This is a genomic window from Micromonospora sp. KC606 (genome assembly GCF_004348675.1).
Taxonomy (GTDB): Bacteria; Actinomycetota; Actinomycetes; order Mycobacteriales; family Micromonosporaceae; genus Micromonospora.
The window spans coordinates 1-14604 of record NZ_SMKN01000147.1 but is presented as its reverse complement, the minus strand read 5'-3'; the positions used below and the strand labels follow the sequence as shown (position 1 = coordinate 14604).

The 14604-nt window shown below is 73.2% G+C and carries 14 protein-coding genes; 11 read left to right on the top strand and 3 right to left on the bottom strand.

Features of this window, described 5'->3' with window-relative positions; all coding sequences use genetic code 11:
- The 7 genes from E1193_RS22785 to E1193_RS22755 form a co-directional block, all read left to right on the top strand.
- A partial coding sequence (locus E1193_RS22785) for a hypothetical protein (RefSeq protein WP_132185225.1) occupies positions 1-240 on the top strand: 240 nt, incomplete at its 5' end.
- Positions 240-662: a roadblock/LC7 domain-containing protein gene (locus E1193_RS22780; protein ID WP_132185224.1), complete on the top strand. Its 423-nt coding sequence runs from the start codon at positions 240-242 to the stop codon at positions 660-662. The genes E1193_RS22785 and E1193_RS22780, both read left to right, overlap by 1 nt.
- Positions 652-1032 (top strand): DUF742 domain-containing protein, encoded by a 381-nt coding sequence (locus E1193_RS22775; RefSeq protein WP_132185223.1) that lies wholly within the window; start codon positions 652-654, stop codon positions 1030-1032. The genes E1193_RS22780 and E1193_RS22775 overlap by 11 nt, the downstream gene beginning before the upstream one ends.
- Complete coding sequence (locus E1193_RS22770; RefSeq protein WP_132185222.1) at positions 1013-1615, top strand: ATP/GTP-binding protein; 603 nt, start codon at positions 1013-1015, stop codon at positions 1613-1615. Before E1193_RS22775 ends, E1193_RS22770 begins: the two co-directional genes overlap by 20 nt.
- 227 nt (positions 1616-1842) lie before the next feature.
- Entirely contained in the window at positions 1843-2874 is a 1032-nt protein-coding gene (locus E1193_RS22765; protein ID WP_207922812.1) for a lactonase family protein, read from the top strand.
- A gap of 165 nt (positions 2875-3039) precedes the next feature.
- Positions 3040-4782, top strand: coding sequence for a substrate-binding domain-containing protein (locus E1193_RS22760; RefSeq protein ID WP_207922811.1), 1743 nt, complete (start codon positions 3040-3042; stop codon positions 4780-4782).
- 201 nt (positions 4783-4983) lie between these two features.
- Positions 4984-6468, top strand: a complete 1485-nt coding sequence (locus tag E1193_RS22755; RefSeq protein WP_132185220.1) for a sugar transferase — start codon at positions 4984-4986, stop codon at positions 6466-6468.
- Between the two features lie 12 nt (positions 6469-6480).
- On the opposite strand, the gene E1193_RS22750 is transcribed toward E1193_RS22755, so the two are convergent.
- Positions 6481-7611, bottom strand: coding sequence for a PP2C family protein-serine/threonine phosphatase (locus tag E1193_RS22750; protein ID WP_132185219.1), 1131 nt, complete (start codon positions 7609-7611; stop codon positions 6481-6483).
- Between the two features lie 96 nt (positions 7612-7707).
- On the opposite strand from E1193_RS22750, the gene E1193_RS22745 reads away from it, so the two are divergent.
- Entirely contained in the window at positions 7708-8220 is a 513-nt protein-coding gene (locus E1193_RS22745) for a MarR family transcriptional regulator (RefSeq protein WP_132185218.1), read from the top strand.
- Between the two features lie 18 nt (positions 8221-8238).
- On the opposite strand, the gene E1193_RS22740 is transcribed toward E1193_RS22745, so the two are convergent.
- Entirely contained in the window at positions 8239-9498 is a 1260-nt protein-coding gene (locus E1193_RS22740) for an ROK family protein (RefSeq protein ID WP_132185217.1), read from the bottom strand.
- Between the two features lie 53 nt (positions 9499-9551).
- Here E1193_RS22740 and xylA point away from each other — a divergent pair, with 53 nt between their 5' ends.
- From xylA to E1193_RS22725, 3 genes are read left to right on the top strand one after another with little or no spacing between them, the layout of a single operon-like run.
- Positions 9552-10739, top strand: a complete 1188-nt coding sequence (xylA, locus tag E1193_RS22735; RefSeq protein ID WP_132185216.1) for a xylose isomerase — start codon at positions 9552-9554, stop codon at positions 10737-10739.
- Positions 10740-10750: 11 nt separating this feature from the next.
- Entirely contained in the window at positions 10751-12256 is a 1506-nt protein-coding gene (gene xylB, locus E1193_RS22730) for a xylulokinase (RefSeq protein WP_132185215.1), read from the top strand.
- A 23-nt stretch (positions 12257-12279) separates the two neighbouring features.
- The gene (locus tag E1193_RS22725) at positions 12280-13692 is read left to right on the top strand and encodes an MFS transporter (RefSeq protein ID WP_132185214.1); all 1413 of its coding nucleotides are present in this window, start codon (positions 12280-12282) and stop codon (positions 13690-13692) included.
- Positions 13693-14084: 392 nt separating this feature from the next.
- On the opposite strand, the gene E1193_RS22720 is transcribed toward E1193_RS22725, so the two are convergent.
- The gene (locus E1193_RS22720) at positions 14085-14369 is read right to left on the bottom strand and encodes a hypothetical protein (protein ID WP_132185213.1); all 285 of its coding nucleotides are present in this window, start codon (positions 14367-14369) and stop codon (positions 14085-14087) included.
- Between the last annotated feature and the right edge of the window lie 235 nt (positions 14370-14604).

Here is a 14604-nt window from a genome sequence, read left to right as displayed (position 1 = left end):
CGGTCGCAGGCCGCGGAGGCCCCGGCCCCCCGCTCGCCCGAGGAGGTACGCCGGCAGATGTCGGCGCTCCAGGCCGGCACCGCCCGAGGCCGGCGGGAGAGCGTCACGCTGCGCCCGTTGCCGCCCGACCCGGCGGCCACCGACGGTCCCGACGGGCGAGCCCGCCCCGAGCCGTCCTCGTCGCCGGTCGAACCGGCGGCGGCCTCCGACTCCCCGACCGCGACTGAGAGGGACGCCTAGTGGTGCACACGACGAGGCAGAGCGCCGACCTCGGCTGGTTGCTGGACGAGCTGGTGGATCGGGTGCCCCCCGCACTGGAGGCGGTGGTGCTCTCCGCCGACGGTCTGCTGCTCGGGGCCTCCACCGGGATGGACACCGCCGACGCCGAACACCTCTGCGCCCTGGCCTCCGGCTTCTCCAGCCTGGCCAAGGGTGCCAGCCGGCACCTCGACGCCGGCGGGGTCCGACAGACGGTGGTGGAGATGGAGTCCGCGTACCTGTTCGTCACGGCCGCCGGTCAGGGCACCTGCCTGGCCTTGGTCTGCGAGGCCGACGCGGACATCGGTTTCGTGGCGTACGAGATGGCGATGCTGGTTATCCGGGTCGGCGAGAAACTGACGGCGCCGGCCCGGGCGACGGCGGAGGCCGTCGATGCGAGCTGAGCCGCCGGGCCCTCAGCACGAGTGGCTGGACGGCGCAGCCGGTCCGGTGGTCCGGCCGTACACCCTCACCGGCGGCCGGGTGCGCCCGGCCGTCGACGGGTTCGATCTGGTTGCGTTCGTGCTGGCGCACGGGGATCCGGCCGGTCAGCCCGGGTTGCAGCCCGAACACCGGCGTCTGGTCGAACTGGCCCGGCGCCCGGTCACGGTGGCGGACCTCGCCGCCGACCTCGACCTCGCCGTGGGCGTGGTCCGCGTTCTCCTCGGCGACCTGCTCGCCCGGGGGCTGGCCTCGGTGCACGAGCCGCCGGTCGCCGCACTTCCCGACAACGACATCCTCAAGGCGGTGGTCAGTGGACTACGTGCGCTCTGACCGGGACTCCTCCGGGGCCCGGTTGCCGCTGGCTCTCAAGATCCTCATTGCCGGCGGCTTCGGCGCGGGCAAGACGACGTTGGTCAGCGCCCTGAGCGAGGTACGCCCCCTGCAGACCGAGGAGGTGTTGACCAGCGTCAGCATCGGCACCGACGACCTCTCCGGGGTGGAGGGGAAGACCACCACCACGGTGGCGATGGACTTCGGTCGGATCACCATCACCGAGGATCTCCAGGTCTACCTCTTCGGCACGCCGGGCCAGGACCGGTTCTGGTTCCTGTGGGACGAGTTGGCCTTCGGCGCGCTCGGCGCGGTCGTGCTCGCCGACACCCGCCGGCTGGCCGACTGCTTTCCCTCGATCGACTACTTCGAGCAGCGCGGCATCCCGTTCGTGGTCGGGGTGAACCACTTCGCCGGGGCCCGCCAGTTCGGCACCGAGGCGGTTCGTCAGGCGCTGGACATCGACCCGCAGGTGCCGGTGGTGCTCTGTGACGCGCGGGACCGCCAGTCCGCGAAGATGGTGCTGATCTCGCTGGTCGAGCATGTGGCCCGGCAGCGGGGCGAACCGGTCCCGGTGGCCTGACCCGGGTCGGGGGCGGTGCCACGGCGCCGCCCCCGACCCGGTCCGCCGTACCGGTTGACGGCGCCCGGCCCGCCGCGCCGGAGGCCGTGGCTCGCCCTCGGTGCCCGTCGCACCGTCGAGTGCGGAGCCGGGCGGCCCGTGCGGAAATCCGGGAAAGGAGCCCAACGGTCGGGTCCGCCGGGAAGGCTCTGGTTGGATCGACGGCAGGACGGCGAAGGGACGCAGCGGTGACGAGTGACATCGTCCACATCGGCGGATACACGGCGGCCAGCGGCGGGCGGGGAGACGGCATCGTGGCCGCCCGTCGGGACCGGGGCTCGGGGGAGTTGACGCCGCTCGGCACGGTGGCGGCGACCGAGTCACCCTCCTTCCTCGCCCGGCACCCCACCCTGCCGGTGCTGTACGCGGTCAACGAGCTTGCCGAGGGCCGGGTCAGTGCCTTCGGAGTGGGTCAGGGGGGTGAGCTGACCCCGCTGGCCGTCCGGTCGACCGGTGGCGCCGAGCCGTGCCACCTGGCGGTCGCGCCGGACGGCGGGCACCTCCTCGTCGCCAACTACGGCGGTGGCAGCGTCGCGGTCCTCCCGCTCGACGCTCGCGGGGTGCCGGGGGAACGCAGCGACCTCGTCCGGCACGAGGGCCACGGCCCGGATCCGGAGCGCCAGGAGAAGCCGCACTGTCACATGGTCTCCCCGGACCCGGGCGCCGGTCCGCTGCTCGCGGTCGACCTCGGCACCGACTCGATCTACCGCTACGACCTGGACGCCGGGTCGGGCCGACTGGTGCCCCGCGCGCCCCGGGTGCGTACCGCCGCCGGCACCGGGCCGCGTCACCTGGCCCGGCATCCCGACGGGCGGCGTTGCTGGGTGGCGGGTGAGCTGGACGCGACGGTCACCGCGTACGAGTTGACCGCGGAGGGGGACCTGCGCCAGCGGGGACGCATCGAGGCCAGCGGCCGGGCGGGGCACGTCCAGCCCTCGGAGATCGCCGTCGGTCCGGGTGGGCGCTTCCTCTACGTCGGCAACCGGGGAGTCGGTACCGTCGCGGTCTTCGCACTCGACGGCGACCTGCCGCGGCTGGTGGCGGAGGTGGCGACGGGCGGGGAGTGGCCGCGGCACTTCGTGCTGGTCGGCGGGCATCTCTACGTCGCGGACGAGCGGGCCGACATGGTGCGGGTGTTTCGGGTGGATCCGGGCTCGGGTGTGCCGGAACCACTCGGCGAGCCGGTCGAGGTGCCGAGCCCCACCTGTGTCCTACCCTGACCGATGACGCTCCGGAGTGGAGGAATCCCACACCTGGAGACGGACTGACTACTCAGTGTGGCGAAACTGTGATCAACTGTTTCTCCTCAGTAACTTTCGTCCGAACGGTTATGGCGGTAAGCGCCCGACCTGCGCAAGATGGTCGGCGTGTCTGGCCGCCATCGCATGCGTTCAAGTATCCGTGGAGCAGGAGCCGCAGCTGTGGCGACCGCGCTCGCCGCCGTGGTCGCCGGGTCCTGGTTCGGTTACCAGCAGCTGGCCGGCCCGTCCTGCTCGGGGGAGATCCAGCTCACCGTGGCCGCCACGCCGGAACTGGCGCCGGCGGTCGGGGACGCCGCCGCCCAGTGGGTCAAGGACGGGGCAGCGGTCGGCGGCACCTGCATCGCGGTCACCGTCGCCTCCTCCGAGTCGGTCGACGTGGCCGCCGCGGTCGCCAGCAAGCACGGCGCCACCCTCGCGGGCGTGGGGCAGGCCAGCGGCACCGTCATCACCCCCGACGTCTGGATCCCGGACTCCTCCACCTGGCTGCTGCGGCTGAAGAACAACGGCGCCACCGCGTTCGCCCCGGGCAACGGCGCGTCGATCGCCCGCAGCCCGATCGTGGTGGCCATGCCGGAGCCGGTCGCCGCCTCGCGTCTCGGTTGGCCGGACGAGAAGCTCAGCTGGACCGACCTGCTCCGCGCGGTCAGCAGCGACAAGCCGTTGCGCGCCGGGATCGTCGAGCCGACCCGGGACGCCGCCGGCCTGTCCGGGCTCCTCTCGCTCACCGCCGCCGCCAGCGCCTCCGGCGGGGACGCGCAGCAGGCCACCACCGGCGCGCTCCGGGCTCTGGCCACCGGCCGCTCCGCGCTGCGGCAGGACCTGCTGGCCCGGTTCCCACGCTCCAACGACCCGGCGTCCATCGCCAGCGCGCTCTCCGCAGCCGCGCTGTCGGAGGAAGACGTGATGGCGTACAACAACACCAAGCCGCCGATCCCGCTGGCCGCGCTCTACCTGGAGCCGTCGCCCATGCCGCTGGACTACCCGTACGCGGTGCTGCCCGGCATCGAGCCGTCGAAGGCATCGGCAGCCAGGGTGCTCTACGAGCTGCTCACCACCCAGGGGTTCAAGGACCGGCTGGCCGCGCAGTCGCTGCGCGCGCCGGACGGCAACTGGGGTGCGGGATTCAAGGCGCCGCAGGGCGCCCCGAGCCCGGCCGGTGGACAGTCGACCGTCCCGCCGGCCGGCGTCGGCGCCGCGGGTGGCCTGGACCCGGTCGCGATCGACCGGGCGGTCTCCGGCTGGTCCATCGCGACCCAGTCCGGCCGGATGCTCTGCGTCATCGACGTCTCCGGTTCCATGAAGACGGAGGTCCCCTCCGCCAACAACGCCAGCCGTGCGCAGGTCACCGTGGCGGCGGCGAGCCGCGGCCTGAATCTCTTCGACGACTCCTGGTCGATCGGCCTGTGGACGTTCTCGACGAACCTGGTGGGCTCCCGGGACTGGCGTGAGGTCGTGCCGATCAACCCGCTGTCCAGCAACCGGAGCAAGTTGGAGCAGGGCCTGGGCGTGGTCCGCCCGTCCGACGGCAACACCGGCCTGTACGACACGATGCTCGAGGCGTACAAGACGGTCCAGCGGGACTGGGAGCCGGGGCGGGTCAACTCGGTGGTGCTCTTCACCGACGGTAAGAACGAGGACGACAGCGGCATCTCCCAGGCCAAGCTGCTCGGTGAACTGAAGGCGCTGGCCGACCCGGAGCGGCCGGTGCAGGTCGTGATCATCGGCATCGGTAACGAGGTCTCCAAGGCCGAGCTTCAGTCGATCACCAACGTCACCGGCGGCGGCACCTTCGTCACCGAGGACCCGACCAAGATCGGCGACATCTTCCTCAAGGCGATCGCACTGCGCCCGAACGCGCCGCGCTGAGTCGCCGGACAGCGCGGACCGCCGCACCGGATCTCCTGGTGCGGCGGTCCGCGTTCTCCTGACAGGGGAAAACTGACGGCAATACGTCCGAAGCAATCGGTAGTCATCATTGTGAGGCAGGATGTCGGAAGCGCTTCGGCGGCACTTCCGAGCCTGGGCGTCGGCGAGCCGGAGCCGACTCGCGCGATGGGAGGAGGCCCGGTGAGTGCGGCAACCCTTTCCACGCCCACCCCGACGTCGTCGGTGCCGACGGGCCGCTCGTCCGGGCCCGTCGCCCGCGCGAACCAGCGGGCGTACGTGCGGCTCCTGGTCGTCCTCGACACAGCTGTCCTCTGTCTCGCCGTCCTGGCCGGGTACGCCGCCCGCTTCGGCGACCAGACCCCGGTCGGTTCGGAGATCCCCTACGTCCTGGTGGCCCCGGGTTTGGTGCTCACCTGGCTGATCTCCCTCAAGGCGATGCGCTGCTACGACGACCGGGTGCTCGGCTACGGCGCCGACGAGTACCGCCGGGTCAGCGCCGCCAGTCTGCGCCTCGCCGGTGGCATCGCGATCGCCGGATACATCGCCGACGTCGGCGTCTCCCGCGGGTTCCTCGCCATCTCCTTCGCCTTCGGCACGGTGGCCCTGGTGGTGACCCGGTTCGCCGCCCGCAAGCGGCTGCACCTGGCCCGGTACAACGGTGCCGGCTGGTCCCGCCGGGTGCTGGTCGTCGGCGACACCGCGCACGTGCTGGAACTCGTGCACACCCTGCGCCGCGAACCATACGCCGGCTACCAGGTGGTCGGCGCCTGCATCCCCGACGCGCTGCTCGCACCGGTGCCGCAGCGGCTCAGCGATGTGCCGGTGGTGGGCTCGCTGCGGGGGGTGCCCGAGGCGGCGGCGGCGATCGGCGCCGATACCGTCGCGGTAACCGCCTCCGGGGAGCTGACCGCCGCCCGGCTGCGCCGGCTGGGCTGGCAGCTGGAAGGGACCGGGATAGACCTCGTGGTGGCACCCGCGCTGACCGACGTCGCCGGGCCTCGCATCCACACCCGGCCGGTCGCCGGCCTGCCGCTGATCCACGTCGAGGCCCCGGAGTTCCGGGGCGCCCGCAAGCTGGTCAAGGAACTCGTCGACCGCACCCTCGCCGCGCTGACGCTGCTGCTGGCCCTGCCGTTCATCGCGGTGATCGCGCTGGCCATCCGACTGGACGGCCGGGGGCCGGTGCTGTTCCGGCAGACCCGGGTCGGGCAGGGCGGGCACGAGTTCGCGGTGCTGAAGTTCCGCACCATGGTGGTCAACGCCGACGAGCTCCTGGCCGAGCTGGCCGCCCGCAACGAGACCGACGGGCTGCTGTTCAAGATGCGTGACGATCCCCGGGTGACCCGGATCGGCCGGCTGCTGCGCAAGTGGTCCCTGGACGAGCTGCCCCAACTGGTCAACGTGCTGCTCGGGCAGATGAGTCTGGTCGGCCCGCGGCCGCCGCTGCCGTCGGAGGTCGCCCGGTACGACGGCGACGTGGCCCGCCGCCTGCTGGTGAAGCCGGGCATGACCGGGCTCTGGCAGGTCAGCGGCCGATCCGACCTGAGTTGGGAGGACGGCATCCGGCTCGACCTCTACTACGTGGAGAACTGGTCCCTCGCCGCCGACCTGACCATCCTCTGGAAGACCTTCGGCGCGGTGCTCCGGCGGCGCGGGGCGTACTGAGCGCGGGGGCGGTCAGGGGTGAGGGCCGGTCCAGTCCAGGCAGACCACGACCGCGTCGTCGATGAGGTCCCCGGTGACGAACGCCCGCAGGTCCCCGACCAGCGAGCGGACGGCGTCCAGCGGCGCCATGGGCCTGGTACGACGCAGGATGCGGTCCAGCGCGGTCTCCCCGTAGCGGATGTTGCCGCCGAGCGCGTCGACCACCCCGTCGCTGACCACGAAGAGCCGGTCACCACGGCTCAGGTCGATGTGCTGCTCCTGGTAGTCGGTCCCCTCGAACATGCCGAGCGGGAACTGCTTGTCCAGCGCCGGCTCGCTGGCCTCGCCGTCGCGCAGCAGCACCAGTCGGGGTGAGCCGGCGTCGACCACGGTCAACCGGCCGGAGGCGAGGTCAACCTCCATCAGCAGGGTGGCGAGGTGTTGCTCACCTCGGTGCAAGGCGTAGATCGCCTGGTCGGCGAGGGCCGCCTGGTCGGCGAGGGCCAGGCCGCCTCGGCGTGCGTTGCGCAGCGCGTGCGTGGCCAGCGCGGTGAGCATCGCGGCGGCCACCCCTTCGCCGGTGCCGTTGACGGTGGAGAGCCACACCCGGCGTCCGTCGTCGGACCAGTCGAAGCTGTCGCCACGCACCGCGTACGCCGGCTCCAGTTGCCCGGCCAGGCTGAACGACGGGCGGACCCGGCTGCGTCCGGGCAGCAGCTCCCACTGCATCTCGGCGGCGAGGGTGAGCCGGCGGGCCCGCCGGGCATCCCGGTACAGGTCGGTGCCGGCAGAGACGGCGGCAAGTTCGTGCCCGAGCGCGGTGGCGATGGCGGCGAGCTGGTCGACGGCCTCCTGGTCCTGCGGCGCCGGGATCAGTCGGAGCACCCCGCGCCGCTCCCCGCGCATGCCGACCGGGAACCAGCCGGCGTCGCCCGCCAGAATCGGCTCCTGGTGGTCGAAGCAGCGCCAGGCGGGGTGACCAGGCCGGGTGACCGGCTCCCCGCCGCCGAACGGCAGCAGCACCGACAGCCGGTAGTCGACCTGGTACAGCTCGGCCCCGGAGATCCCGAAGTCGCTGGCCAACTGGCTGGTGAGTCGGTCCAGCAGGAGGTCGACCGGCGCCTCGATCAGCGCCTGTCGGGCCCGGTCGTCCGGTCCGCGCATCGTCACTCCTCTGATCGGGGCCGCCGACCCGCTGCGGCGGGTAGTCTCGGGCCCACCATGGCCGATGACAGCGGTCCTCGCAGACCACACGTGAGTATGGCCGCCGAGCTGGATGCCGCGGCCGGTGCTCTCCTGTCCGTGTGGGAGGCGGCGCGGGAGCGGACGACCAGCCGGCTGTCCGGCGCGCAGCTCCGTGCGGTGATGGTGGTGGAGCGGCACGACGGAATCAACCTCCGCCGGCTCGCGACCCTGCTGGACATGCTGCTCTCCTCGGCGAGCCGGCTCTGTGACCGCCTGGTCGCGGCCGGCATGCTGGAACGCGAACCGGGCCGCCTGGATCGGCGCGAGATCGCCTTGCACCTGACCCCGGAGGCGCGGCGGCTCCTCACCGACCTGCGGCGGGATCGCCGGCGGCGGCTGGCCGAGGTGCTCTCCGGCATGAGCAGCGAGGGCCGGGAGGAACTGCTGCGCGGCATCCGCGAATTCGACCGGGTGGCCCGGCAGCGGGAGGGGGCGGCGGAGCCGACGGCCGGGCGGCCGGTGGTCGCCCGCGAGTCTCTCGGTGGCCCGCCGTCGGTGGCCCACTCGGCCTGGGCCGCGCCGGCGTGACGCCGCCCGCACGGGGATTCACTCCCGTCGGGCGAGCCAGCCGGACGGCCGGGCGACGATCCGGTGGACCACGGCACCGGCGCCGCCGACCGCTGCGGACTCCGACCCGAGCGCGGCGGCGCGGACCGAGACGGGCGCCCAGGCGGCGGTGAGCACCCGGGCGGTCAGCTCGGCGGCGACGGGCGGTCGCAGCCAGGGCGCGAGGGTCGCGTATCCGCCGCCAAGTACCACGGTGTCCAGGTCGAGCAGGTTCACCACGCCTGCGACGGCCACCCCCAGGGCGTTCCCGGCCGCGTGCAGCGCGTCGAGGGTGGCCCGGTCGCCGGCCGCGGCGAGGTGGGCCAGCCGCCGGGCGGCGGTGTCCGCCGGCAGGTCCGCCTCGGAGAGCCCGGCCGCGCCGAGGATGGCCTCCTGACCGGCGTACGTCTCCAGGCAGCCCCGGCCGCCGCAGCGGCACCGCGGCCCGGCCGGGTCGACCGGTACGTGACCCAGCTCGCCGCTCCAGCCCCGGGCACCCCGGAAGAGCACGCCGTCGAGGACGATCCCGGCGCCGATGCCGATCTCACCGGAGACGTGCAGGAAGCTCGCCGTGCCTGGGACGGCGTACAGCTCGCCGAGGGCGGCCAGGTTCGCCTCGTTGTCGACGGTCAGCGCCGGCACCCCGCCGACCGTGCCGGTGAGTGGCGGATGCCCGGCGAGCAGGGCGGGGACGTCCACGTCGCGCCAGCCGAGGTTGGGCGCGAGCCGGACCAGCCCGTGGGCGTCGACGAGGCCCGGCACGGCCAGGGTTGCGCCGGCCAGGGTGAGCCCCAGCCGGTCGGCCACCGCGTGGGCCCGCCCGGCCAGCTCGACCAGGCGGGCGAGCGCCTCGCTCGGGGAGACGGGACGCAGGTCGGCCCGGCGGACCTCGTGGTGGCGGACAGCGCCGGTCAGGTCGACGACGCAGGCGGCCAGGTAGTCGACGTTGATCTCCAGCCCGAGCCCGGCGGGCCCGTCGGCGGCGAGCCGCAGCCCTCGGGCGGGTCGCCCCGCCCCGGTGCGCGGCTCGGGGTCGACCTCGGCGACCAGCCGCCCGGCGATCAGGTCGTCCACCACCGCGGAGACGGTGGCCCGGGTGAGGCCGGTGTCGGCGGCGATCGCGGCCCGAGACGGGGGACGGCCGGCGGCGGCGATCCGCCCCAGCACCACGGCGAGGTTGAGCTCGCGCAGGCTGCCCTGGCGGACCGCCCCGGCGGTGTTGGCGCTGGTCACCTCTTGACAATGCCACACCGCCACCATTTAATTCAACCACTGAACAAATAGCGGTCGACACCACCACCCGGAGGTCTGCCATGGCTCACCGTCCCACCCCCGCCGACAGGTTCTCCTTCGGGCTCTGGACCGTGGGCTGGCAGGCCCGCGACCCGTTCGGCGACGCCACCCGCGCCGAACTGGACCCGGTCGAGGCGGTGCACCGACTCGCCGAACTGGGTGCGTACGGCGTCACCTTCCACGACGACGACCTGGTGCCCTTCGGCGCCGACGCCGCCACCCGCGACGCGCACCTGACCCGGTTCCGCAAGGCCCTCGACGAGACCGGCATGGTGGTCCCGATGGTCACCACCAACCTCTTCACCCACCCCGTGTTCAAGGACGGCGGTTTCACCAGCAACGACCGTGACGTCCGGCGGTACGCGCTGCGCAAGGTGCTGCGCAACCTCGACCTCGCCGCCGAACTGGGCGCCCGCACCTTCGTCATGTGGGGCGGCCGGGAAGGCGCCGAGTACGACCTGGCCAAGGACGTGCGCGCCGCGCTGGACCGCTACCGGGAGGGCGTCGACCTGCTCTGCCAGTACGTCATCGACTCCGGCTACGACCTGCGCTTCGCCATCGAGCCGAAGCCGAACGAGCCGCGCGGCGACATCCTGCTGCCCACCGTCGGTCACGCGCTGGCGTTCATCTCCACCCTGGCCCACCCGGAGCTGGTCGGCCTCAACCCCGAGGTCGGCCACGAGCAGATGGCCGGGTTGAACTTCGCCCACGGCATCGCCCAGGCGCTCTGGCAGGGCAAGCTGTTCCACATCGACCTCAACGGCCAGCGCGGCATCAAGTACGACCAGGACCTCGTCTTCGGCCACGGCGACCTGCTCAACGCGTTCGCCCTGGTCGACCTGCTGGAGCACGGCGGACCCGACGGCGGTCCGGCGTACGAGGGCCCGCGGCACTTCGACTACAAGCCCTCCCGCACCGAGGACTTCTCCGGGGTGTGGGCCTCGGCCGAGGCGAACATGCGCACCTACCTCCTGCTCAAGGAGCGGGCGGCCGCCTTCCGGGCCGACCCGGAGGTCGCCGAGGCCCTCGCCGCCAGCAGGGTCGGCGAGCTGGCCACCCCGACCCTGGCCCCGGGGGAGAGCTACGCCGACCTGCTCGCCGACCGTTCCGCCTTCGAGGAGTTCGACGCCGACGCGGCCGGGGCGAAGGGCTTCGGCTTCGTCCGGCTCAACCAGCTCGCCGTCGAGCACCTGCTCGGCGCGCGCTGAGGCGGGCCGCCATGCCGCTCGTCGCCGGCGTCGACTCGTCGACCCAGTCCTGCAAGCTCGTCATCCGGGACGCGGAGACCGGCAGCCTGGTCCGGCAGGGTCGGGCGCCGCACCCGGACGGCACCGAGGTGCACCCCGACGCCTGGTGGGACGCCCTACGGACGGCGGTCGACGCCGCCGGTGGGCTGGCCGACGTCGCGGCCGTCGCGGTCGCCGGCCAGCAGCACGGGATGGTCTGCCTGGACGAGTCGGGCCAGGTGATCCGCCCGGCGCTGCTGTGGAACGACACCCGGTCCGCCGGGGCCGCCGCCGACCTGATCGCCGAGGCCGGTGGCGGGGAGCCGGGCCGGCGCTTCTGGGCCGACGCGGTCGGGCTGGTCCCGGTGGCCAGCTTCACCGCCACCAAGCTGCGCTGGCTGGCCCGGCACGAGCCGACGAACGCGGCCCGGGTGGCGGCGGTCTGCCTGCCGCACGACTGGCTCACCTGGCGGCTGGCCGGCGCGCCCGGCCTGCCGGCGCTGCGCACCGACCGGGGCGACGCCAGCGGCACCGGCTACTGGTCGCCCCGTACCGGCGAGTACCGCCTGGACCTGCTGGAACGGGCCTTCGGCCGGGTGCCACGGGTGCCCACCGTGCTCGGTCCGGCCGAGGTCGCCGGCCAGCTGGAACCGGCCGTGCTCGCCGACCCGGCGGGCAGGTCGGGCGCGGCGGCGCTGCTCGGCCCCGGCACCGGGGACAACGCCGCCGCCGCGCTCGGCGTCGGGGCCGGTCCCGGTGACGTGGTCGTCTCCATCGGCACCTCGGGGACGGTCTTCGCGGTCTCCGACATCCCGGCGGCCGACGTCACCGGAGCGGTCGCCGGCTTCGCCGACGCCACCGGCCGCTACCTGCCGCTGGTCTGCACGCTCAACGCCGCCCGGGTGCTGGACGCCGCCGCGACGATGCTCGGCGTCGACCTCGACACCCTCTCCGAGTTGGCGCTGTCCGCCCCGCCCGGCGCGGACGGCCTGGCGCTGGTTCCCTACCTGGAGGGGGAGCGGACCCCGGACCGGCCGCTGGCCACCGGCGCGGTGCACGGGCTCACCCTGCACACCGCCACCCCTGTGCACCTGGCCCGGGCCGCCGTCGAGGGCATGCTCTGCGCGCTCGCCGACGGCCTGGACGCGCTGCTGGCGCAGGGGGCCCGGGCCGACCGGATCATTCTGGTCGGCGGTGGCGCCCGGTCGGCGGCGGTGCGCCGGATCGCCCCGCAGGTCTTCGGCCGGCGGGTGGTCGTGCCGCCGCCCGGGGAGTACGTCGCCGACGGCGCCGCCCGCCAGGCCGCCTGGATCGCCCTGGGCGGCGCGACGCCGCCCAGGTGGCCCGTCTCCGGTCTGGCCGAGTACGCCGCCGAGCCGGTGCCCGCCGTCCGGGAGCGGTACGCCCGGGCCCGTGACCAGATCGTCGACCGGGTGGCGCCGGCGGCGTACCCGGGCGGACGGACGGGGCCGGGGCAGGGCCGGCCGCCGGGTCGTTAACCGGACCTGGTTTGCTGCCGGTCATGGCTGGCACCAGGATCTCTCGGCGCGGGAACGCGGCGCACCGGTATTACAGCGTCGTGGTGTTCGTGGTGCTCGCCTCACTGGACAACGTGGCGATCGGCCTGGTGCCCCCGCTGTACGGGCCGATCTCCGGCGCGCTGGGTGTGCCACAGCGCCTGCTCGGGCTGGTCACCGCGGTGAGTTTCCTGGTCAGCGCGGTGGCGGCGGTCGCCTGGGCGTACGTGGGCGACCGGGCGGACCGCAAGCCGTTGCTCATGGTCGGCACGCTGGTCTGGGCCGTCGGCACGGGGGGCAGCGGTCTCGCCCCGAACTACCCGGCGTTCCTGGCCGCCCAACTGCTGGCCGCGGTCGGGCTGGGTGCGGTCGGCTCCGTCGGGTTCTCCGTGGTCACCGACCTGATCTCGCCGCGCCGCCGGGGGCTGGTGATGAGCTTCTGGGGCCTGTCGCAGGGGGTGGGCACGCTGGCCGGGACGCTCACCGGCGGCATCCTGGGCAGCACCGACTGGCGACGTCCGTTCCTGGCGGTCACCGTGGTCGGCGTGGTGGCGGCCGCCGCGTATCTGTTCACCTACGACGTGCGGCGGGGGCAGAGCGAGCCGGAGCTGGCCCGGGCGGTCGACGCCGGCGTCGAGTACGACTACCGGATCAGCCGAGCGGACCTACCCCGGATCCTGGCCCGGCGGACCAACCGCTGGCTGATCCTGCAGGGGCTGACCGCGCAGGCGGCGTTCGGTTCGCTGGTCTGGCTGCCGGTGCTCTTCGCCGAGCGAGCCCGGGACCAGGGCTACTCACCGGCCACCGCGGTCCTGGTGGGCAGCGTCTTCGCCACCCTGTTCCAGCTCGGCGGGGTGCTCTCGATCGTGGGTGGACTCGCCGGCGACGCGCTGCAACGGCGAACGCCACGGGGGCGGGCCCTGGTCGCGGCGGTGGGCGTTCTCGCGGCCCTGCCGTTCTATCTGGTCCTGTTCCTGGTGCCGATCCGGATCGACGTGCCGGACGGCGGCGGCTCCGGGGCGGTGGTGGGCGCCGTGCTGGCCAGCGTGCTGACCGAGCCCACAGTCGGGTTGAGCCTGCTCACCGCCGTCGTGGCGCTGGCCCTGACCTCGGCGAACTCACCGAACTGGTTCGCCCTGATCGCCGACGTCAATCCGCCGGAGCACCGGGGCACGGTCTACAGCCTGGGCAACCTGGTCAACGGGATCGGCCGGGCCGCTGGCAACGGGCTGGTCGGGGTGGCCTTCCACGGACTGCGGGCGGCGTTTCCGCCGCCGCTGAACTACGCCGTCGGGTTGGCCGTCTTCCAGCTCTTCTTCATCCCCACCGGGCTGATGTACTGGCTCGCCTCCCGCACCTCGCCCGGGGACATCCGGTCGCTGCGCGACCTGCTGCACACCCGCGCCGGCCGCCTGTGAGCCCCTACCGATCCCCGGCCGGACGCCACCACGCCTCGCCGGTCACCAGATAGGCGGGGCGGAAAGGAGATCCGCATCGCCGCCAACCTCACAACGCGTGACGGCCCGAGCCGGGGCCAGCAGCTTCGCGGGCAGTGAGGGGGGCCATCCACGGCCAGCGGATGGGGCGGCGATACGGGTTGGGCTCCGGCCAGGAGGCCATCCCAATCGAAGTGGCGTCGACGGTTGTCGCCGCCGTTGCGGATTGGTGTGCCGCAATGCGACGACGAGGCAGACGTGGTACCCGGCCGGGCCGGCGACAGACATGCACCGGTGGGGTGCCACCAATTCCGGAGGCGTTCCACCAAGTCGCCCGCAGCCGGGCGCGCGGCCGATCCACTAAAGCACAAGCCCTAGCAGGAGGCGGTCCTCTCGTACTGATTGATACGGTATCCGGCGGTGTTGGACTCGTGGTTGCGGTAGTTGCGGGTGTCCCTGGGGGCGATTGAGTAGCAGGGGCTGTCCGAGCCGTTGTTCACGATGACCTTGCGGCGCACCGTGCTGGTGTTGCAGTTGTAGAAGAACCACGACCACTCCCGTTGCCAGGTCAAAGTGTCCGGGATGTGCTTCCACGCGCCGTACGTGACGTTGTATCCGCAGGCGAATGCGGGGCTCGGAACGGCAAGTACTCCAGCCACGGCGAACGCACTGAACGCGACAGCCAGGGTTTTACGACCAATTTTCCACATAGCAATTCCTCACTCCGCTTACCCGGGGGCCGGATAATCGCCAGCCGCTGATGCCACACATGCTCTCATTCATGCGTGGCAATCCCACAGGATCGATGCGCATCTGGCGGGAATCTTGAGGTTTCGGTGCTCCCGGCCATGAATTCCCGCCCGGTCCGTCACGACCACGGGGCCGGGGCGGGGT